Source organism: Bacteroides sp. ET336 (genome assembly GCF_024733815.1).
Lineage (GTDB): Bacteria > Bacteroidota > Bacteroidia > Bacteroidales > Bacteroidaceae > Phocaeicola > Phocaeicola cellulolyticus.
This window is the reverse complement of record NZ_JANRHK010000003.1, coordinates 105,453-128,723: the sequence shown is the minus strand read 5'-3', so window position 1 is coordinate 128,723 and position 23,271 is coordinate 105,453. Positions and strand designations below refer to the sequence as shown.

11 protein-coding genes, 4 tRNA genes and 1 pseudogene are annotated in these 23,271 nt (G+C 40.3%); 10 read left to right on the top strand and 6 right to left on the bottom strand.

Annotated elements, in window-relative coordinates; all coding sequences use genetic code 11:
* Positions 1-570 precede the first annotated feature (570 nt).
* The 6 genes and pseudogenes from NW213_RS04755 to NW213_RS04730 all read left to right on the top strand — a co-directional run bounded on the left by NW213_RS04755 (position 571) and on the right by NW213_RS04730 (position 14,463).
* Positions 571-2,574 carry a class I SAM-dependent DNA methyltransferase gene (locus tag NW213_RS04755; RefSeq protein WP_258321999.1) on the top strand — a complete coding sequence of 668 codons (2,004 nt, stop codon included), beginning with the start codon at positions 571-573 and terminating at the stop codon, positions 2,572-2,574.
* 170 nt (positions 2,575-2,744) lie between these two features.
* Positions 2,745-8,042 carry a DUF4011 domain-containing protein gene (locus tag NW213_RS04750; RefSeq protein WP_258321998.1) on the top strand — a complete coding sequence of 1,766 codons (5,298 nt, stop codon included), beginning with the start codon at positions 2,745-2,747 and terminating at the stop codon, positions 8,040-8,042.
* An 11-nt stretch (positions 8,043-8,053) separates the two neighbouring features.
* Positions 8,054-9,076 (top strand): virulence RhuM family protein, encoded by a 1,023-nt coding sequence (locus NW213_RS04745; RefSeq protein WP_258321997.1) that lies wholly within the window; start codon positions 8,054-8,056, stop codon positions 9,074-9,076.
* Between the two features lie 85 nt (positions 9,077-9,161).
* On the top strand, positions 9,162-10,394 hold the full coding sequence (locus NW213_RS04740) for a restriction endonuclease subunit S (RefSeq protein ID WP_258321996.1): 1,233 nt from the start codon (positions 9,162-9,164) through the stop codon (positions 10,392-10,394).
* 3 nt (positions 10,395-10,397) lie between these two features.
* A pseudogene (locus tag NW213_RS04735) lies at positions 10,398-11,270 on the top strand (Fic family protein); the annotation flags it as partial.
* 34 nt (positions 11,271-11,304) lie between these two features.
* On the top strand, positions 11,305-14,463 hold the full coding sequence (locus tag NW213_RS04730) for a type I restriction endonuclease subunit R (protein ID WP_258321995.1): 3,159 nt from the start codon (positions 11,305-11,307) through the stop codon (positions 14,461-14,463).
* A 194-nt stretch (positions 14,464-14,657) separates the two neighbouring features.
* Here NW213_RS04730 and NW213_RS04725 read toward each other — a convergent pair.
* The 4 genes from NW213_RS04725 to NW213_RS04710 form a co-directional block, all read right to left on the bottom strand.
* Positions 14,658-14,744, bottom strand: a tRNA-Ser gene (locus NW213_RS04725).
* 10 nt (positions 14,745-14,754) lie between these two features.
* Positions 14,755-14,827: transfer RNA gene (locus tag NW213_RS04720), tRNA-Glu, on the bottom strand.
* A gap of 9 nt (positions 14,828-14,836) precedes the next feature.
* Positions 14,837-14,910, bottom strand: a tRNA-Arg gene (locus NW213_RS04715).
* A gap of 15 nt (positions 14,911-14,925) precedes the next feature.
* Positions 14,926-15,015, bottom strand: a tRNA-Ser gene (locus NW213_RS04710).
* Between the two features lie 332 nt (positions 15,016-15,347).
* Here NW213_RS04710 and pflB point away from each other — a divergent pair.
* The 3 genes from pflB to NW213_RS04695 all read left to right on the top strand — a co-directional run bounded on the left by pflB (position 15,348) and on the right by NW213_RS04695 (position 18,783).
* Positions 15,348-17,570, top strand: a complete 2,223-nt coding sequence (gene pflB, locus NW213_RS04705) for a formate C-acetyltransferase (RefSeq protein ID WP_258321994.1) — start codon at positions 15,348-15,350, stop codon at positions 17,568-17,570.
* A gap of 135 nt (positions 17,571-17,705) precedes the next feature.
* Positions 17,706-18,434 carry a pyruvate formate-lyase-activating protein gene (gene pflA / locus NW213_RS04700; protein ID WP_204391036.1) on the top strand — a complete coding sequence of 243 codons (729 nt, stop codon included), beginning with the start codon at positions 17,706-17,708 and terminating at the stop codon, positions 18,432-18,434.
* A gap of 115 nt (positions 18,435-18,549) precedes the next feature.
* Positions 18,550-18,783: a hypothetical protein gene (locus NW213_RS04695; RefSeq protein ID WP_154042975.1), complete on the top strand. Its 234-nt coding sequence runs from the start codon at positions 18,550-18,552 to the stop codon at positions 18,781-18,783.
* A 147-nt stretch (positions 18,784-18,930) separates the two neighbouring features.
* Here the strand turns inward: NW213_RS04695 and NW213_RS04690 are convergent, their stop codons facing one another.
* Together NW213_RS04690 and NW213_RS04685 are read right to left on the bottom strand one after the other, a co-directional pair.
* On the bottom strand, positions 18,931-19,536 hold the full coding sequence (locus NW213_RS04690; RefSeq protein WP_154042976.1) for a response regulator transcription factor: 606 nt from the start codon (positions 19,534-19,536) through the stop codon (positions 18,931-18,933).
* The gene (locus NW213_RS04685) at positions 19,533-20,228 is read right to left on the bottom strand and encodes a hemerythrin domain-containing protein (protein ID WP_258322117.1); all 696 of its coding nucleotides are present in this window, start codon (positions 20,226-20,228) and stop codon (positions 19,533-19,535) included. The genes NW213_RS04690 and NW213_RS04685 overlap by 4 nt, the downstream gene beginning before the upstream one ends.
* A gap of 193 nt (positions 20,229-20,421) precedes the next feature.
* Between NW213_RS04685 and uvrA the strand changes: the two genes are divergently transcribed.
* On the top strand, positions 20,422-23,196 hold the full coding sequence (gene uvrA, locus NW213_RS04680; RefSeq protein WP_258321993.1) for an excinuclease ABC subunit UvrA: 2,775 nt from the start codon (positions 20,422-20,424) through the stop codon (positions 23,194-23,196).
* Positions 23,197-23,271: the final 75 nt, after the last annotated feature.

Below are 23,271 nucleotides of genomic sequence, written 5' to 3'. Positions count from 1 at the left end.
TCTCGCCATAGTTTGTAAATACACAATGAAATAATATTATTATATATAAAATCTTTTATACATAGCAACAACACTTCTCAGCTACATTATAACACAAATAAATCAAATACAGTAGCACAATAACACATGAAATATTTTCTATTCTAAAACAAATCTAGAGCGAAAAAAGATAATTTTCAAGCCTTTTTGATAGCCGAAAAAGACCGGGCGCACGTTCAAAGTAAAATGTGCGCCCTGTTTATATTGAATATACGCACGGTTAAAATGAAATGTGCGCACGTTTTTTTTCGTCATTAGCCTTAATAAATAAGGTAATTTTAACCATTCTACAGCATTTAGTTACGATATTAGCAACCTAAAGCAGATTTATAATTAACATTTCATTCTATTTTAATAAAATCGTTCTATTAATAAGGCAGAAAAAGCATCATAAAGCAATCATTTTTATATCAAATAAGCAAATACTCTTTCTTTTTGCTTCGGAATTAAAAGTTGAAAACGATGTTTTCACTTTGTACTTCACTCGGTTTGCACTATCTTTGGAAAAGAAAATCATAAAAACATTATTTCATGAGCGGAGAAGACTTACAGAGACAGACTTCTATAAATATACAGGAAAAAGCAAACCTAATCTGGGCTATTGCTGATAAGTTAGTAGGATTATACAAGCCTCACGAATACGGAAAGGTAATCCTGCCTATGTGCGTGATAAAGCGTTTTGAAGATACTTTGGCACCAACAAAGGACGCCGTTATCAAGATGAACGAAGAGCTTGAAGCAAAAGGTATAGCCGTAAAAAAAGGTTTCCTTGAAGCTGCAGCCAAGCAGAAGTTCTACAATACCAGCAAATTTACTTTCGATATATTGCTTGCCGATGCCGATAACATCAAAGACAACTTCGAGAGTTACCTCAACCATTTCTCCGAGAACGTGATTGACATAATCAACCGTATGGACTTCTACAACGAAATAAAAAAAATGGACGACAACAACCGTCTATACCTCGTTATAAAGGAGTTCTGCTCTGCCAAGGCTTATCTTGGTGCGGATGTTGTTTCGGCCGTAGATATGGGTTATATCTTTGAAGAGCTGGTCAGAAAGTTCTCCGAGTCATATAACGACCAGGCAGGAGCACACTTTACCGCACGCGACATCATCTATCTGATGAGCGAACTGCTTGTAGGAGAAGACGAACAGAAGATGGAAGACGAAGGCATCGTAGCATCCATATACGATATGGCAATGGGAACCAGCCAGATGCTTGCCTGTCTTGACGAGAGATTCCGCAAGATAGACTCCGAAGCCGAAATCACATGCTACGGTCAGGAACTCAATCCGCAGACGTATGGTATTGCCAAAGCCGATATGCTTATCAAGGGCGGTAATGCAGACAATATGCGACTTGGCGATACTCTTGGCGATGACCAGTTCAAAGGCTATCAGTTCGACTATATCATATCAAACCCACCTTTCGGCATCGACTGGGAAGCATCCGAGAAACGTGTGAAAGCCGAAAACGAGATGGGCGAAGCAGGACGTTTTGCCCCGGGACTGCCGGCAAAAGGCGACGGACAGATGCTGTTCATGCTCAACGGTGTGGCGAAACTGAAAGAAGAAGGACGTATGGCTATCATCCAGAACGGTTCTCCTCTGTTCAAAGGCGATGCGGGAAGCGGCGAAAGCGAAATCAGAGGTTATCTGCTTGAACACGACTGGCTGGAAGCAATCGTGCAGCTGCCTAATGATTTGTTCTATAATACAGGTATAGCCACATACATATGGGTAGTGAGCAAAAACAAATCGGAAGAACGTGCAGGAAAGGTTCAGCTTATTGACGCAAGCAAATGCTTTGAGAAACTGCGCAAACCTCTAGGCAACAAGCGTGTGGAAATTACCACAGTTTGCCGCGAACTTATTATGCAGGCTTATCACGATTTTACCGATTGGGAATATACCTCTGAGATGAACCCGGAGCTGAAAGTAGAAAGCAAGGTGAAGGACGTAGAGGACTTCAAGTTTACTAAACTCACCATAAACCGTCCTTTGCGCTTAGAGTATAAGGATATTCATTTTGACGATGCCACTGCCGAAAACTATAAGGAAGCCGACAGAGCTTTATTGAAAGAAGTTGCCACATATTGGGAAAATAATATGCCTAACCATGTGGGATTCCCGGACATCACTTTCTTCCTCGAACTGAAGAAAGCCAAGATAAAAGTACCGCAAGGAAAGGTAGCCCTATTGAGAAACTATTTCGGCAAGCGCAACCCCGATATGATGGAGGCATACGTGAAACCTGTTGACCAGGAAAGCGGATTTGCTCCCGACCCGGAATTGAAGGACAGCGAGATTATTCCATGGAAGGAAGACATTACGGAATACCTCGACAAGAACGTACATCCGTATGCTCCCGACTTCTGGTACAGCGAATCCGAAAGCAAAACCGGTTATGAAATACCTCTCACCCGCGAGTTCTACAAATACACTCCACTCACACCAAGTTCTGTGATATTTGATGAACTTAAAAAATTGGAAGAAAAAGAATCGGAACTGATGTCCAGAATATTGGGGTAAGCAGATATAAACTCGCATAATAACAGACCATGAACGAGCATCATAACAACGGAAATATAATCCTTTGTTATTAAAATAATACATTGCTTAAAAGTTCCGAATAGCGATGAGAAAACTTGTAATTCCCTATATAAAAATGATATAGAAAAAGAAAAAAATACACATATACGATGAAATCAGTTAATATAGATGTAGATTATCTCAAAACGGTAAACTATACATTATTTCATAATAGAATACCGGTTTGTCAATCCGTTAATGTAACCAATATTTCGGATCAACCTTTGAGTGATGTAAAGGTATGCTGTAAAGGGGAATTCATCAAAGAGTACGAAAGTTATCTAATAGGACGGATTAACGCAGGAGAAACGGTGCGTATAATGCCCTTTGAAATATCTCCTGATTCGTCAAAACTGACGGTATTAACAGAAAGAATTGTAACCAATTTTACTTTAACAATAACGAGCCTGGAAGAAATTATAGAAGAGAAACCGTACGAAATAGAACTAATGCCATACGATCATTGGTTAGGGATTACTATACTGCCACAAACACTTGTTTCGTTTGTAACTCCCAATCATCCGTCTATCAACAGTTTGATAGTCAAAACAGCTGAAGCCCTAAAACAAGCAACAGGTTCTTCTATGCTAACAGCCTATCAGACGTGCAACAGTAACGATGTTCGTTTGCAAGTTGCTGCGGTTTTTGCAGCCATTCATCAACTTGGAATTGTTTATCGCAGTGTGCCGGCAAGTTATGAGGATATCGGTCAGCGTATTACAATGCCAGACCAAGTAATATCTATCAAAATAGGAAACTGTATTGAGCTAACCCTTCTAATGGCCTCAGTGTTAGAAAGCATTGGTATCAACAGTGTTATTATACTTCAGAAAGGACATGCCTATCTTGGGGTATGGCTCGTTGATGACTGTTATTCCAGTAGTATATGCGATGATGCCTCTTACATAGAGAAAAAGTGCTCACGAGGTATTGATGAAATGCTAGTCATTGAATGTACACAAGTAGCTCAAGAAACAGCCTCTTTTGATACAGCTGTAAAAATTGCAGAACAGAATTTAGCAGACCATAGTGTATTTGAGTTGTTTATCGACATCAAACGAAGCCGTCTGGAACGTATTTTCCCTTTACCATCAAGAGTACTTACTGATGGAGCATGGACATTCGAAAAAACAGGTGTGGAGCATGAACAATGCTTATTAAAGATAAAAAAGCATGACCGATATGACCTGAGCCAAATGACAGATAAGAAAAAAGAGCTTACAAAATTTGATATTTGGGAACGGAAATTACTTGACTTCTCCTTACGAAACTCATTGCTTAATCTTTATTTACGTCGTAAAGCTATACAGTTTATTTCTTTTGATATAGACCGTATAGAAGATCATCTTCAGGACGGTGAAGAATATTGTATCAATTCAAAACCAAATATTGAATTTCAGCTTGACAACAGTGAGCGTTTAATTCGTTCAAAATTGCACGAACAATTACATGAATTGATTCGTAGTGACATTGAACATCATATGCTACATACTTATCAGACTGAAAATGAGACTAGAGATGTGCTGAAGAATATCTATCGTGCAGCACGTAATGCTATTGAAGAAACAGGAGCCAATTCATTATTTCTTACTATAGGTACTCTTAGATGGTTTGAAACTCCTCAAAGTGAAACTCCACGTTATGCGCCCTTATTATTGCTTCCTGTAGAGATGGTATATAAAAAGGGACGATATTATATTCGCACTAGAGATGAGGATATATCACTAAATGTAACACTAATTGAGTTCATTAGGCAAAATTATGGGATTCATGTGAATGGCTTGGATCCTTTACCAAAAGATGAGAGTGGAGTTGATGTTCCCCTAATTTTTGCAGCTATACGCGCTGCACTGAAAGAGCAAAAAAGATGGGATGTAGAAGAAGAGTGTTTGTTAGGAACTTTCTCTTTCAGTAAGTTTCTTATGTGGAATGATGTACATAGTCATAAAGATGAGCTACGCAAGAACGATATTATAAATAGTCTAGTAGAAAATAAACTTACTTGGACTCCAGAACCTATTACTGGCAATCTAAGAAATATTGACCAGCATGTTTCACCTGCAGAAATAGCTTTACCTGTTTCTGTCGATTCTTCGCAAATGGCAGCTGTAATAGAAGCAGGAAAGGGACATTCGTTTATCCTGTATGGTCCTCCCGGAACCGGAAAATCGCAGACCATTACCAATCTGATAGCAAATGCTCTTTACCAAGGAAAGCGTGTGCTTTTTGTTGCTGAGAAAATGGCAGCACTTAGTGTAGTACAGAGCAGATTGGCTAAAATTGGTCTTGATCCATTTTGTTTAGAACTTCATTCCAATAAAACTACAAAGCGACATGTACTGCAACAGTTAGAAAAAGCTCTTCAAGTTACCCATATCCAATCTCCTGAGATTTTTGGATTTCAGGCAAATAAAATATTTGAAGAGCGTAAGGCTCTCATTGCATATATAAATGCTCTGCATGAAAAAGAACAAAAAGACGGATTATCTCTCTATGACTGTATCTTGCGATATGAAGCCATATCCGTTGCTCCAATGAACAATTTCAGCTTTGATTCTTCACTAGATTCACTACTTATCAAAGAAGGTATAAAAGGAGTTGAGAATTTACTCGGAACACGCTTTGAAACAGTCGTCAAATTAGTAGGACATCCATCATGCCATCCCTTGAATGGATTCCAGATTAACCGGGAAATGTTACAAAATAGTGAGAAAACGGTTATGAACCTTCATAAACAGATACAGGTACTGAAGGAATTAATGTTGAAAAGCCATGAACTATCTCATACAAAGGAATTGTATGAACTGCTGTTACGTGACAACTCTTTAGCTTTCTTTAATGAAGATGCCGAGGACCTACGTCGTTCATGGCGTGAAATCAAAGCAAAATGGTTCATACCACGTTTCCTTGCCAAACGCAGTTTTCTTAGCCGTTTGAAGCAATACAACCATTACATTAGGGAACAAGAAGTAGATTCACTGATTGATCAGTTTGCCACTTATCAGAAACGACATGAGGAAATAGAACAAATCAGACAAATTCTGAAACAATACTTTGATATTGAAACACCTACAGATGAAATACCGGAAAACAGTATTATCGAAACTGCCATAGACAAAATGAAACGATGGTCAGAAAATTCTGCTCTGATGCGCGACTGGCTTCATTGGTCTGAATTTTGTGAGGAGCTTAAAGTTAATGGCCTGGATTGTGTGGTTAAAGTCATGCAAACACAAAGTATGGACACAACTGTTGTGCGAGATGCCTATTTTAAAGCTTTATTCCAATATAAGGCAGAAGAAAAAATACGTAAATCAGAAATCTTAACTACTTTCGAAGGAATGCTTTTTGACGATAAAGTAGCTAATTATAAACGAATGACAGATGAGTTCCAATTACTCACACAAAAAGAACTTTATGCTAAATTAGCGTCCAGAATACCGCGTGTTATTGACAATGCCAGCAGTAGTAGTGAAATTGGTTTACTCAATCGCAATATCAGCAATGGTGGACGTGGGTTGTCATTACGTGATTTATTTGAACAAATACCAACCTTACTACCTCGTTTGTGTCCGTGCATGCTGATGAGTCCGATGAGTGTAGCACAATATATAGATCTTGGTCAAGATAAATTCGATTTGGTAATATTTGATGAAGCTTCCCAAATGCCAACAAGTGAAGCGGTCGGTGCAATAGCTCGAGGAAAATCACTTGTCGTAGTAGGTGATCCAAAGCAAATGCCGCCAACAAGTTTTTTCTCTTCTACAAATGTAGATATTGAAGAAGCATGTATTGATGACATGGAGAGCATTCTCGAAGATTGTCGTACTCTTGAGATTCCTTCATTACAGCTTTCTTGGCATTATCGTTCACGTCACGAAAGTCTGATTGCTTTTTCGAATAACGAGTATTATGATGGTTCTCTGATTACATTCCCCTCTGTTGATGATCAACATACAAAAGTACATTATGTTCCCGTCTCGGGTTATTATGACAAAGGTGGAAAACGTAGTAATTTGGCAGAAGCAAAAGTTATAGTGGAAGAGATTGTCCGTAGACTAAAAGATGAAGAACTGCGAAAGAAAAGTATAGGAGTAATCGCATTCAGTGTTGTTCAGCAGAGCTTGATAGAAGATTTACTGCAGGAACAACTGGAAAAAGACAATAATTTACAAGATATTATTCAGCAAATGTATGAACCTGTCTTTGTCAAAAATTTGGAGAATGTTCAGGGTGATGAACGCGATATAATACTTTTTTCTATCGGATATGGTCCGGATAAAGATGGAAAAATTTCCATGAATTTCGGTCCGTTGAACAATTCAGGTGGAGAGCGCCGTCTTAATGTTGCAGTAAGCCGTGCGCGTCAGGAGATGTATGTTTTCTCTACGTTGAAATCATCTGATATTGATTTGCGCCGTTCAAAAGCTCGTGGCGTGGAAGGACTGAAACATTTTCTGCAGTATGCCGAAACACAGTCACTGCCTTCATCATCAAAACATAATGACAAGAATTTCAATGATAGCATACTGGCTGAACAGATTGCAACGGAACTGAAGAAAAGAGGTTACATAGTTGCAACAAATATTGGTCGCTCACAATTCAAGGTAGATGTGGCGATTTGCGATGAGAATAAGGCTGATACATATCGTCTTGGTATTCTTTTAGACGGTGAAGGATATCGCGATACTCATACTACACGCGACCGTGAAGTTGTACAACCTTCTGTTCTTTCGGCTCTAAATTGGCAAGTGATGCGCGTTTGGAGTGTAGATTGGTTTAATAATAAAGAACGAGTTATCGAACGTATCATCAAACGTCTTTCTTCTGAGTCAGAAACCGAGCATAAATCTCAGATTAAATCTTTTGATATCTCACAGGAAAAGTTGGAAGAATGTTCTCTAAATGCACGGGAATATATCTGTTATAATACCAACAAGGCAGAAGCTATAAGTTTATCAGATGAAACACTTATGAAAAATATTATTTCAACTGAACAACCTATTACTTTTATGCTTCTTTGCCGACGGATTTGTTCGTTACGTGGTAGTGGAAGAGTAACCCCTACCCTTCAGAGAACTCTTAGTATGTATGAGCCATATTTTTATAAAGATGTTAATGGAGTAATGTGGTTAAGCAAATCTGACAGTTATAATTATCAGATATACAGACCAAATTCTAATCGTGACATTATAGATATTCCACAGATTGAGTTGTTGAATGCAATTAAAGAATCCCTATTAGAACAGGTAGCTGTTGACGAAGACAGTCTAACACTGATTGCTGCCAAGAAACTTGGTTTCACACGGCGTGGAACAAATGTAGAAACAGCTTTTAAAAAGGCTCTGGAAGTACTGAGAAATCAGGAAGAGATTGAATATATTGGAGAAAATATCCGATTAAAATAAAAGAATCGACTATGAACGAGCAGCAAAACAACGGAAATATAATCCTCTACCAGACAGAGGATGGCAAATCAAGGATAGAAGTAACTCTATGCAATGATACGGTTTGGCTTACAGCCGACCAGATGGCAGAGCTGTTTCAAAGAAATAAATCTACCATTTCAAGACATATAAAGAATGTATTCGAAGACGGAGAGTTACAGGCAGATAAGGTTGTTGCATTTTTTGCAACAACCACTCAGCATGGTGCCATCAAAGGGAAAAACCAGACTCATCAGGTGGCATACTATAATCTTGACATGATAATCAGTGTAGGTTACCGTGTCAAGTCCCACCGTGGAGTACAGTTCAGAATATGGGCCACAAATGTCCTTCGTGAATATCTTGTAAAAGGATTTGCCATGAACGATGATTTGCTGAAAAGAGCCGGCGGAGGAAACTATTTCGACGAACTGTTAAGCCGTATCCGCGACATACGTTCCTCGGAAAAGGTATTCTACCGCAAGATACTCGAAATATATGCCCTGAGTATAGATTACGACCCGCGCACAGAAGCTACAATGCAGTTTTTCAAGACTGTACAGAACAAGATGCACTACTCTGTACATGGACATACAGCAGCCGAAATCATTTACGAACGTGCAGATGCTGAAAAAGATTTCATGGGACTTACTTCATGGACAGGAGCATTACCAAAACGCACCGATGCTGAAATAGCCAAGAACTATCTTTCTTCAGATGAATTGGATACTCTCAATAGAATAGTCAGTCTGTATTTGGATTTTGCAGAACTTCAAGCCAAATCGCATAAGCCAATGTACATGAAAGACTGGATTCAGAAATTGGACGATTTTCTAAAGCTTTCCGGAAAAGAGCTGTTAAGCCATGCCGGAAAGATTTCTGCCGAACTTGCAAAGCAGAAAGCGGATATGGAGTACGACAAGTTCAAGGAAAGGACTGTTTACAGTCTTTCACCCGTAGAGATTCATTTTCTTGAAAACTTTGAAAAGGAGCAGAAGAAGCTGAAAGGCAGATAGAATATCAGTTGGTTAGTGTTACTAACCAACTGAACAGGAAAGGTATTGATTACTCATATTATTACGAACAGGAAGATTGATGGTTATGGAAAATAGATACGATAAATATAAAGATAGTGGTATTGCTTGGATTAGGGAGATTCCGGAGCATTGGGAAATAAAAAGATTGAAAAATGTTAGTGATTTCAATCCTCAAAATGACCAATCTATATCAAATTTCTCAGAAGTTGGATATCTACCTATGGAACGGTTGAAAAATGGTTATATGCTTCCAAGTGTAATAAATGTATATAATTTAACTCAAGGACTTACCTTTTTCAAAGAGAATGATATCGTAATGGCTAAAGTTACACCCTGTTTTGAAAATGGTAATATTGCTATTGCAAAAAACTTAATAAATAATTGTGGATTTGGTAGTTCTGAACTATTTATCTTTAGAGTAAGAAATATAAACAGAAAATATTTTTTTTATTTATTACAAGAAGAAAAAATAAAAGAAGTTTGTAAATCTACAATGATAGGAACAGGAGGGTTAAAAAGAATTTCTCCTACATTTATGAGAAATTTATTATTACCAATACCTACGACTTTAGAGCAACAATCCATCGCTACCTACCTTGAACAAAAATGTAGCGAAATAGACGAACTGATAACCTTGCAAGAGGAAATGATAACCAAACTGCAAAGCTACAAACAATCTGTCATTACCGAAGCTGTAACCAAAGGTTTGGATAAAAATGTTCCTCTAAAAGATAGCGGTATTGAATGGATTGGGGAGATTCCGGAGCATTGGAAGGTTGTAAAAATAAAATATCTTGCTAAAATAAAAAGCGGAGATTCCATATCATCAAATGAATTAATACAGGCAGGTATTTATGAAGTGTATGGTGGTAATGGACTTATGGGATATTGTAATAAGAACAATGTTAATGGGTTTAATATTATAATAGGAAGAGTTGGTGCATTATGTGGAAATGTTAGACTTATTTCAGATTCTAAATTTATAACTGATAACGCATTAATTTTAAATTGTTTTGATAATGCTTTATATCCTTATATGTATATAATGTTGAAAGCTGCTAATTTGAATAACCTGAACACGAGTAATGCTCAGCCACTTATTACAGGTTCAAAAGTACTCAATGTTTCATTACCGATTCCTCCTCTCTCCGAGCAACAATCCATTGCCGATTACCTCGACCAGAAATGCAGCGAGATAGACGAACTAATCTCCATAAAGCAACAGAAGATAGAAAAACTGAAAGACTACAAAAAATCATTGATTTTCGAATGTGTAACCGGAAAAAGAAAAGTATAAGCCATGACTGAATTCGACAAATATATCCGACAGGGAGAACCCGACCAGAAAGAGAAAGCAGCCGCATGGCAAGTCGCCATAGGCTTGCAGGATGTGGACGGACTGAAACCGTCTGAGTATCTTATTCAGACGGCACAGCAACATATAGAGGGAGACATTTCCATTGAAGAAGTGAAACATCTGATTGATACATACTATCAGTCGAAATCATCACGTGAAGAAATGGAAGACGAACGGACGGAAGAAGCAGACAAGGTATCGGCACGTATCACCGAACTGCTTTCGGAAAAGACTTTCTCGTTTACACCGGACTATCTCCTGTATATTCATAAACGTCTGTTCGAAGGTCTGTACAAGCATGCAGGGCAAATACGAAACTATAATATCACAAAGAAAGAATGGGTACTCGACGGAGATACGGTTATCTACTCGGATTATGAAATGATTCGCCCTACTCTGGAATACGATTTTGCACAGGAAAAAAGTACTGATTATCCCGCAATGAATGCCGAACAGGCTTTACAGAGAATCGGTAAATTCATTTCAGGTATTTGGCAGATACATGCTTTCGGAGAAGGTAATACCAGAACCATAGCTGTATTCCTTATGAAATATCTGAAAACTTTCGGATTTAAGGTGGATAATGATATATTCAAGAAACATTCGTGGTATTTCAGAAATGCTCTGGTACGTGCCAACTACAATAATTATACAAAGGGGGTTTCTGCTAATACAAAGTACCTGGAAATGTTCCTGAGAAATATGTTGTTTGGGGAAGAGAACAACCTCAGCAATAGAGAAATGAACATAAACTTTTCTCAAAGTGCCAAAGAAGAGGAGTCAAAGAGCCAAAATGGCACTTTGGATGGCACTTTGAACTGAAAACATAAGATTAAAGAAAAATATAACCATGAATACCACAGACTTAAAGGAAAAAAACTTTGAAGACGACATAGAACGATACCTTATCACAGAGGGCGGATATATCAAAGGTAATCAGGATACATACGACAAGGACAGGGCTATAGATATGCCTGTGCTTATCTCCTTTATAGAAAAGACACAGCCAAAGCAGTGGAAACGCTATGTAACCAAGTATGGCGACAAGGCTGAGAAACAGCTGTACCGTGTGTTTCAGGATGACGTTTCGCGCTATGGACTGATTTATGTGCTCCGCAAGGGTATAAGCGACGTGGGTATAAACATCAGATTCTGCTATTTTGCTCCGGCTTCGATGCTGAATGATGAGCTTGTGGCAAATTACGATGCGAATATTCTCACAGTGACTCGCCAATTTGCCTATTCCAAGCTGAACAAGAATACCATCGACATGGTACTCTCATTGAATGGTATTCCTGTGGTGGCACTCGAGCTGAAAAACCAGATTACGGGTCAGAATGTGGAGGACTCAAAACGTCAGTGGTGCACAGACAGAGACCCTAAGGATCCGCTGTTTCATTTCAACAACCGTATATTGGCATACTTCGGAGTTGACCTGTATGAAGTGGCTCTTGCTACAGAACTGAAAAAGGAAAAGACTTTCTTCATCCCTTTCAATCAGGGCTCAAACGGAGCCGGAGAGGTGGGCGGCGCAGGAAATCCCGAACGTGAGGACGGCGGATATGTAACTGCCTATCTATGGGAAAAGGTATTGCGAAGGGATATGTTGCTTTCCATTCTTCAGCGTTATATCTCGCGCCAAGAGGAAGAAAAACTGAAGATTATTATAGACAAGCATGGCAGGGAGAAAGAGATTACGGAAACTTCGGTGAAGATAATCTTCCCCCGTTATCATCAGTTGGATGTGGTGGAAAAGTTAGTGGCCGATACTTATTTTGCAAACGTTTTGCAAAGCCGTTGCAAAGAAGAGGCAAGATATGATATGGCTGCGGACGAAAAGACGAAATACTATTCGCTGAAGAAGCCGCACGGAAACAATTATCTCATCCAGCACTCGGCTGGTTCGGGAAAATCGAACTCTATCGCATGGCTCACTTATCGTCTTGCAGGACTACAGAATGCGGAGATGAAGAATATGTTCAACAGTGTGTTTGTCATCACCGACAGACGTGTGCTGAACAAGCAACTCCAGAGTACAATCCTAGGCTTCGACCATACAGACGGACAGATAGAAACCATTACAGATTCTGACAACTCGGAGAAACTGGCAAGAATCATCAACGACGACAATACGAGAATTGTTATCACTACCCTACACCGTTTCCCGGTTATCTACAAGGAACTGACAAGTCGAAGCGGAAAGAGATATGCCATAATTGTAGATGAGGCTCATTCTTCACAGTCAGGCAAGAGTGCGGAAAAACTGAAGGCCGCACTTGCGGATACAGACGAGGCATTGCGCGAATATGCTGAAATAGAAGAGATTGAGGCTGAAGAACTGGAAAAGAAAAAGGATGCCCTGATGGAGGATTTGTTGGCTCAGGGACAGCACAACAATCTGTACTTCTATGCATTTACGGCAACTCCAAAGCCAAAGACTCTACAGACTTTCGGTGAGTTGGCCGAAGAAGGTGAAAATCCGGAAGACAACAAATATGTGGCTTATCATAACTATTCCATGCTACAGGCCATAGAAGAGGGATTCATCAAGGACGTGTTGAAATATTATACCACGTACGACACTACTTACGAGATTGCAAAGCGTATAGAGTCTGATCCTTCGTATGAGGAAACTCCTGCCACACGCGCCATAAAGGCTTTCCATGATAACCATCAGCATGTGATAGCTCAGAAAACGGCTATCATCGTGGAGAAATTCAGAGAAGTGACACTCAATGCCATGCTTGGAAAGGCAAAAGCTATGGTGGTATGTTCTTCGCGTGCTCATGCGGTACGTTATTTTCTGGAAATCAAGAGGTATTGTCAGGAAAATAATATAACTGATCTAAATCCAATGGTGGCTTTCTCCGGTACGGTATCGTATGAGGGAGTGGAATATACAGAAACGAAGTTGAACTCCGCTGACGGACGAAACATTTCGGAAGCCAAACTGCCATTGTATTTCGCTTCGGACTTATATAATATGCTGGTTGTTGCAGACAAATATCAGACAGGATTCGACGAGCCTCTGCTACATACAATGTTCGTTGACAAGAAACTGAAGGATGTAAAGGCTGTGCAGACACTCTCGCGTCTGAACAGATGGCAGAAGGACAAGAAAGATACATACGTGCTTGACTTCTGCAACAAGCCGGAGGATATTAAGAAATCGTTTGAACCGTTCTATAAAGGTACAGAGCTGATAAAGCCTGTGGATGTGAACTATGTATATACTTTCAGAAAGGACATACAGATGTTCCAACTATGGACAGAGGGTGACGAACAGAAATTCTATGATTTGCTGCAAAACATAAGCAAGCAGAAGGACCGACTTGGAGCTTTGTCGAATGCCTTCAAGAGCACTATTGACAGATACGGAGCTTTGGACGAGGAGAAACAGTTTGAGGTAAGGTCGAAAATCAAGAACTTTGTCCGTTTCTATTCTTATATGGCTCAGATAGCAAGAACATACGATAAGGAACTGTACAAAGCCTATGTATATGCCGACTACCTGTGCAGACTGCTGCCAAAGAACGCCAAGGAAAGAATAGACCTGAACAAACAGATTATGCTGGTAAACTCCAAAATATCTGAAGGAGAAACAGTTTCCATTAAATTGGGTGATGGAAAAGCCATCAAAGGTGAAAATCCAAAAGCGGGAAAGCCGAAGAACGATAAAGAGGACTTGCTGAGCCGCATCATTGATAAAGTCAATATTATGTATCATGGACAATTCTCTGAAGCAGACCGTGTTATAGTGGAATCCATCTACGACAAGATGGTCACGACAGCCAAAAAGAAACTGACAAAACAGGCGAACAATACGGATGAAAAGCAATTTGAGGAAAGTATCTTCCCTCAGATATTCGATGAAGTGGCAAGAGGATGTTATGTGGAACAAATGGATTCTTTCGCCAAGTTGTTTGAAAACAGTGATTTCTATCGTAATGTCATGACTCAGATGGCAAGGGTGATGTATGAGAACTACAAGAAAAAGGAAGACGAATAGCCGTATTGAAGAGTCTGAATTTTGCTATAGGCAAATAATAGATAAACTGAAGATTAATTTTGTTATCTCTGCTACACTTTTGCGACGGGAAAAATTTCTGTAGCAAAATTGTAGCAGAGTTTTATTCTATACCCTTTCTACTCTATATAAGAAACAAAAAAGCCCCATAATCAGTCGATTACAGAGCTTATTTGCGGAAGCTGGGGGATTCGAACCCCCGGTACGGTAACCCGTACGTCAGTTTAGCAAACTGGTGGTTTCAGCCACTCACCCAAACTTCCAATACCGTTGTAGCGCCTACGGGACTCGAACCCGTGTTTCAGCCGTGAGAGGGCCGCGTCCTAGACCGCTAGACGAAGGCGCCATAAAAAAGTGACCGCGACAGGATTCAAACCTGTAACCGGCTGATCCGTAGTCAGCTACTCTATTCAGTTGAGCTACGCGGCCATCTTACATTACTACTGGCGGAAGCTGGGGGATTCGAACCCCCGGTACGGTAACCCGTACGTCAGTTTAGCAAACTGGTGGTTTCAGCCACTCACCCAAACTTCCTTTTTTTCAGTAGTGCATTTCCTTAAATGCGGTGCAAAGATATGTGTACTTTCCGACATATCCAAACATTTTCATACATTTTTATCCCTTTTTTTTGTTACTTTTTAATAGTCATTTGATTATAAAGTAGTTAATAAAATACATTATTTGCTTTGTGATTTCATTGAAGAGTTAATCTACATTATAGTTATAAACTTGATTTCAATCAAAATAATTTTGTAATTAATACAAATTAATAATATACCTAATTGTAGGTATTGTATAGTATAACAATTATTAGTACCTTTGCAGTGCTTAAAAATCATTTTTAAACATATAAAATATAAATCACTATGGTAATGAATTTCAAAGAAGGTCGTTGGAACCATGAAATCAATGTCACAGATTTTGTAAAGACAAACATCACTCCTTACGAGGGTGACGCTTCATTTCTGGCAGGTCCGACAGAACGCACAAAGGCAGTTTGGAACAAATGTTTGGAAGCTTTGGCCGAAGAACGCGCTAACAACGGAGTACGCTCGCTTGACCCTTCGACAGTTTCTACCATCACATCATTCGCTCCAGGGTATATAGATAAGGATAACGAGGTAATTGTAGGTTTGCAGACAGACGAACTGCTGCGCCGCGCAATCAAGCCTTTCGGAGGTATTAAGGTTGTAGAAAAAGCATGCCGTGAAAACGGTGTAGAAGTAGATCCAAAGGTTAAGGATATTTTCACTCACTATCGCAAGACTCATAACGACGGTGTATTCGATGCTTACACTGAAGAAATACGTTCATTCCGCTCACTGGGATTCCTTACTGGTTTGCCTGACAACTATGCACGCGGACGTATAATCGGTGACTACCGCCGTCTTGCACTTTACGGTATCGACCGTCTTATCGAATCAAAACAGGATGATTTACGCCATCTGACAGGTCCTATGACAGATGCCCGCATCCGCCAGCGTGAGGAAGTGGCAGAACAGATAAAGGCCCTGAAGGAAATCAAAGTTATGGGCGAGCAATATGGTCTTGACCTCAGCCGTCCGGCCACTAACGCTCAGGAAGCTGTTCAGTGGGTATATATGGCATATCTTGCTGCCGTTAAGGAACAGGATGGTGCTGCAATGTCTCTTGGTAACGTTTCATCATTCCTTGATATATATATTGAATATGATATGGCTCACGGTCTGTTGGACGAGATACATGCACAGGAATTGATTGACCAATTCGTAATCAAATTGCGTATGGTTCGTCACTTGCGTATGCAGGCTTACACAGATATCTTCGCAGGTGACCCTACATGGGTAACTGAAGCTATCGGCGGACGCTTCAACGACGGACGTACTAAGGTTACTAAGACTTCGTTCCGTTTCTTGCAGACTCTTTACAACCTCGGTCCATCACCAGAACCAAACTTGACTGTTCTTTGGAGCCCTGAACTTCCGGAAGGATTCAAGAACTTCTGCGCTCAGGTTTCTATCGATACATCATCTATCCAGTACGAAAACGACGAACTGATGCGCGAAGTACGTAACTCTGACGACTACGGTATTGCATGTTGCGTATCTTATCAGGATATAGGCCGCCACATCCAGTTCTTCGGTGCACGTTGTAACCTTGCAAAAGCTCTTCTTCTTGCAATCAACGGTGGTAGATGTGAGAACACAGGTACTCTGATTGTTAAGGACATTCCTGTATTGAGCGGTGACGTTCTTCAGTTCGAAGAGGTTCTTGCCAACTACAAGAAGGTATTGAAGGAAATGGCTCGTGTATATAACGAAGCTATGAACATCATCCACTATATGCACGACAAGTATTATTACGAAAAAGCTCAGATGGCTTTCGTTGATACTGACCACGTGATAAATCTTGCATACGGTGTGGCTGGTATGTCAATCGCTGTTGACTCACTTTCTGCCATCAAATATGCAAAGGTTAAGGCTAAACGTAATGAAATAGGTCTGACTGAAGGTTTCGAAATCGAAGGTGAATTCCCATGCTTCGGAAACGACGACGACCGTGTTGACCACTTGGCTGTTGACCTGATTTATTATTTCGACGAGGAATTGAAGAAACTTCCTGTATATAAGAATGCAAAACCTACCCTTTCTATACTTACTATCACTTCAAACGTGATGTACGGAAAGAAAACAGGTGCTACTCCTGACGGTCGTGCCAAAGGTGTCGCTTTCGCTCCGGGCGCAAACCCAATGCACGGACGTGACAAGAACGGTGCTGTAGCTTCATTGAGCTCTGTAGCAAAACTTCGTTACCGTGACTCACAGGATGGTATCAGTAACACTTTCTCTATCGTTCCTAAATCACTTGGTGTTGATATGGAAAACCGTATCGAAAACCTTGTTACAATGATGGACGGTTACTTTGTGAAAGGTGCTCACCACCTGAACGTAAACGTTCTGAACCGTGAGATGCTGGAAGACGCAATGGAACATCCTGAGAAATATCCACAGCTTACAATCCGTGTTTCAGGATATGCAGTGAACTTCATTAAGCTGAGCCGTGAGCATCAGTTGGAAGTTATCTCACGCAGCTTCCACGAACGCATGTAATAAACATACTTGTTTCTCGTCATTCAGACAAGAAAGATTGGCGAAGACATGACAAATAACAGTAACAGAGACCGCCAGTCAATAAGGTGGTCTCTGTTTATTTTTTCACCAACACAAATAATAAAAAATCTCATCATGATAAGAGTACATTCATACGAATCACTTGGAACTTACGACGGACCGGGCATCCGTTTGGTTGTTTTTCTTCAAGGATGTAATTTCCGATGCCTGTATTGTGCAAATCCTGACACAATAGATGCCAAAGGCGAAAGCAAGGAAACAAGTCCAGAAGAGATACTGAAGATGGCAGTGAGCCAAAAGCCTTTCTTCGGCAAAAAAGGAGGTATAACATTCAGTGGAGGTGAACCTACTTTCCAGGCTAAAGCTCTTGTTCCTTTATTCAAAATGCTGAAAGAAGCAGGCATACATATTTGTGTAGATACAAACGGAGGTATCTGGAACGATGACGTAAAAGAGATGCTTTCACTGGCTGATCTGGTTCTGCTTGACGTAAAGGAATTCAATCCTTCAAGACACAAAACTCTGACAGAGCGCAGCAACGAACAGACACTTAAAACAGCGGCATGGCTTGAAGAGAACGGAAAGCCTTTTTGGCTAAGATACGTATTGGTTCAAGGTTATAGCGCATTCAACGACGACATGGAAGCCCTTGGTGAACATTTCAAAGATTACAAACAGATTGAAAGAGTAGAGATACTGCCATACCACACGCTTGGAGTACACAAGTATGAAGCCATGAACATGGAATATAAGCTCAAAGGAGTGGAATACAACACGCCTGAACAGCTGGAAAATGCAAGGAATATCTTTCAAAAATACTTCAAGACAGTTTACGTAAACTGATTTTTCTAAAAAAATCTGCTTTTGGGTGCAGTAATATCGTCTATCAGCCATTTACTTAGTACAACAGCTCCATGGAACGATTAAAGACACAACCCAAAATAAATGAATTAAAAACATGAATAGAAGAACAGTGAACATTTCAAGCAAGAAGATTGAGCGCAAAATTACTACTGTAACCTCAATCCTGGGTTTCATAATAATGAACATCATCTGGATTGTTGGAAATGAAAATATGAATGAACAGCCACACACATCAATAACACAGACAAAAGAGAATGTGGGTAACGACAAGAAAATTGCAAACAACCAGTTGTTTGTGTCCTACCCTCAGGTAAAACTTGACTATTAAATGCGTGCACCCCGCGAATCACTTCGCAGGGTGCGCCCAACTAATAACTAACTTTTTTACTTTTGTGGTTTACGTAATTTCTATATGACTAACACTGCAAAGGTAATCAATCCAGCCATAACAGGCAATACCTAAAAATAGGTATTTTCAGAGTTTCATTTTCACCTCGCTTATATCTACAAGTTTGTTTACTATGGCATAAATTGTAAGTCCGGCAGCCGAATGTACCTGAAGTTTGCGTGTTATATTCCTTCTGTGAGTAATGACTGTATGTACGGATATATATAGCTTTTCCGCTATTTCCTTGTTCGTCATACCCTTCACCACGCACCCCAGTATCTCCTTTTCACGCTGGCTCAATGAATCTGTATCACCGTCGTCTTCTTCGACATTCATCATCAAGGATATTTTTGCCGACAGAGTCTCTATATTGTCAAAAAGGTTTATACTTTCATCATAGCCTTTTAGTACGTTAGAATCCACAACGGTACATATAAGTGAAATGAACTTCATTTCATGAACGTTATACTGCTGTTTCAGTTCCTCTACATTAAACCATCCGTCGAACATCGGATTTACAATGAGTATGTCCGGCCGGTGAGATTCCATACATAAATGAAGTCCCTCAGTGGAAGATATCTCCAGCGTTTGTATATTCAAGTCGGGCAAATGCCTTAATACTGATATTAAGCCGCTCCTGACTATCATAGACGTCTCTGCCACTGCAACATTTATAACATCATGCGATTTCATTTTGCCTCCTTTTCCAATTCTTTTATAGCCGGTACGAACAAGAAGTCTTCCACCCTGTTATGAGATGCCAGATCTTCTTCACAACTGAAAATATCGAATAATGTCGCGTTAAGCAGACGGTTGTTTCCGCCTGCAGGGAAATATTTGATAATAATATTCTTGAGCTCTGTCAGTTTGGTATCTATATGCTCATGATGGCTGGCAAACACACTTATATTATATTCTTCCGAATGTTCTCCGCGCAAAAGTTTCTCTACATACGTAAACACGTTTTCGTTTTCATGTTCCATATGTTTCTTTACCTCGTCAACGTACGCATCGAAGAAACGTAATATAAGGAATGTAACATCTTTCTCTTTCGAGTCTCCTATTGCCTCTATCAGTTTCTTTCTGATAGAAGGAAGCTGGAAATCAAGAAAATAGCTGTGCGCTTCTCTCAAATAATTCATTAGCGAAGGTATTGAAATGCCTTCCAGGTGGTCGTGCACTCTGTTGCCGTCTTCCACAAGGAAATTTACAACAGTGAGGAACGTATTACAATCTACATTGTTGATCTGGCAAACTTCGCGTACATTCTTGTCACCAAACCCTAAAGATATGCCAAAACGGCTAAGGACCTGAAGGAGACTGTAATTCTCGCATATCAAATCGCTCATCTTATCAGTGGGTTTGTATATTTTTGGTCTGTACATATCTAAAACATTATTCATAATTCTAATTCGGTTACAAAATAAGACATAAAAAATGAAGTTGAAAATACCTACTTTTAGGTATATTTCACTCTGACAAACTTAAAGAAAATAGACGAAAAAATCTAATTTCATACATTAATTTTCAAATTCTGATTGAATGTCCTATCTTTGCATATATCAAAAATGAAACAGAATGTCCGACAGCAAATACATTTCAATAAAAGGTGCAAAAGTAAACAACCTTAAAAACATAGACGTTGATATACCACGCAACAAACTGGTGGTAATTACAGGTCTGTCCGGCTCCGGAAAATCATCACTGGCTTTCGATACTCTGTATGCAGAAGGCCAGAGAAGATATGTAGAGAGCCTTTCTTCATACGCAAGGCAGTTCCTTGGAAGAATGGGAAAACCGGAATGCGACTTCATCAAAGGTATTCCGCCTGCTATAGCCATCGAACAGAAGGTTATAAGCCGAAACCCACGCTCCACAGTAGGAACATCTACCGAAATATACGAATACCTGCGACTGCTGTTTGCCAGAATCGGAAAAACATACTCGCCTGTAAGCGGTGAGCTTGTGAAAAAAGACAGCCCTGAAGATATAGTGAACTGTATGCTTTCCTACCCCAAAGGAACGAAATATACAGTACTGACTCTGCTCCTGCCGCGCGACGGACGCACACATCAGGAACAGTTGGACATGGATCTGAAACAAGGCTTTACGCGTCTGGAAGTTGACGGCGAAATAGTAAGGATAGAAGATTACAAATATGACGAAAGCGACAAAGTATATCTTCTGATTGACCGTATGGGCTGTAATGACGACAAGGATTCGATAAGCCGACTGACGGACTCTGCAGAAACAGCCATGTATGAAGGCGACGGCACATGTATGCTACGTTTCTACATGCCCGACGGCGAAAGCAGGCTTCACTGTTTCAGTACAAAATTCGAAGCTGACGGTATAAAGTTCGAGGAGCCTACGGACCAGATGTTTTCGTTCAACTCCCCTATCGGCGCATGCCCAACGTGTGAAGGTTTCGGAAAAATAATCGGTATAGACGAACATCTTGTCATTCCAAACAGGGCATTGAGTGTTTACGACGGTGCCGTAATGTGCTGGCGAGGTGAAAAAATGGGCGAATGGCTTCAGGAATTCCTAAGAGAAGCACCTAAACACAATTTCCCGATATTTACGCCATACTACGAACTAACCGAAGAACAGAAGGACTATCTGTGGCATGGCCCGCGCGATAAAGTATGTATAGATACATTCTTCAAAATGCTGGAAGAAAATCAGTACAAGATACAATACAGGGTGATGCTGGCACGCTACAGGGGCAAAACAACATGTCCTACTTGCAAAGGCGGAAGACTGAAAAAGGAAGCCACATACGTAAAAGTAGGCGGGAAAAATATATGCCAGCTTGTTGACATGCCGGTATCGGAGCTGAAAGAATTCTTCCGTACACTACAACTTAACGAACATGACACACTGGTTGCACAAAGACTGTTGAATGAAATAAACAGCCGACTTAATTTCCTTATGGATGTGGGACTGGGATACCTCACACTGAATCGTTTGAGCAATACCTTGTCAGGTGGTGAAAGCCAGCGTATAAACCTTGCCACATCATTGGGTAGCAGTCTGGTTGGTTCGCTTTATATCCTTGACGAACCGAGTATCGGTCTGCACAGCCGCGACACAGACAAACTTATCAAAGTGCTCAGACAACTTCAGCAATTGGGTAACACTGTAGTAGTGGTGGAACATGATGAGGAGATTATACGTGCGGCCGACTATATCATCGACATCGGTCCAAAAGCCGGACGTCTCGGTGGTGAGGTGGTATATCAGGGCGACATGAAAGACTTGCAGAAAGGAAGCAACAGCTATACGGTGAAATATCTGCTGGGCGAAGAAACTATCCCTCTCCCATTGAGCCACCGTTCATGGAACAACTATATAGAGATTAAGGGAGCAAGGGAAAACAATCTGAAAGGAATCGACGTCAAATTCCCGCTCAATATAATGACAGTGGTTACCGGCGTTAGCGGATCCGGAAAAAGTACACTGGTACGCGACGTGTTCTATAAAGCACTGAAAAGAGAATACAGCGAAGCAAGCGAACGTCCGGGTGAATTCGTTTCTCTGGAAGGAGATATAAAGATGATAAACGATATTGAGTTTGTCGATCAGAATCCAATCGGAAAATCGTCACGCAGTAACCCTGTGACATACGTCAAGGCATACGACGAAATCAGAAAGTTGTTTGCAGAACAGCCATTGTCAAAGCAGATGGGATATACGGCAGGTTATTTTTCTTTCAACACTGAAGGCGGAAGATGTGAAGAATGTAAAGGTGAAGGTACAGTAACTGTAGAAATGCAGTTTATGGCAGATCTTGTTCTGGAATGTGAGTCCTGTCATGGAAAGCGCTTCAAGAGCGATGTGCTTGAAGTGAAATTCGAAGGAAAAAATATTTACGACATTCTGGAAATGACAGTAAACCAGGCCATAGAATTCTTTACTGAACATAACCAAAAGAAGATTGTAAAGAAACTGCAACCGCTACAGGAAGTAGGACTTGGATACATCAAACTAGGGCAATCATCATCAACTCTGTCAGGAGGAGAAAACCAGAGAGTAAAACTGGCATATTTCCTAAGTGTGGAGAAATCGCAACCTACGATATTCGTATTTGACGAACCTACCACAGGTCTGCATTTCCACGACATAAAGAAACTGCTCGAAGCCTTCGACTCTCTCATAGCAAGAGGACATACCATAGTGATTATCGAGCACAACATGGACGTGATTAAATGTGCGGACTATGTTATCGACCTCGGGCCTGAAGGTGGAGACAAAGGAGGAAATCTGGTAATTACAGGAACACCTGAAGAAGTAGCCAAATGCGGAGCCTCATACACAGGACAGTTCCTTGCCGAAAAAATAAACCAATAAGGACAATATACTGAAAAAAAACGTGAAAGGGTTGTGTAACCAATAAGAGCGGTTACACAACCTTTTTCATTATAA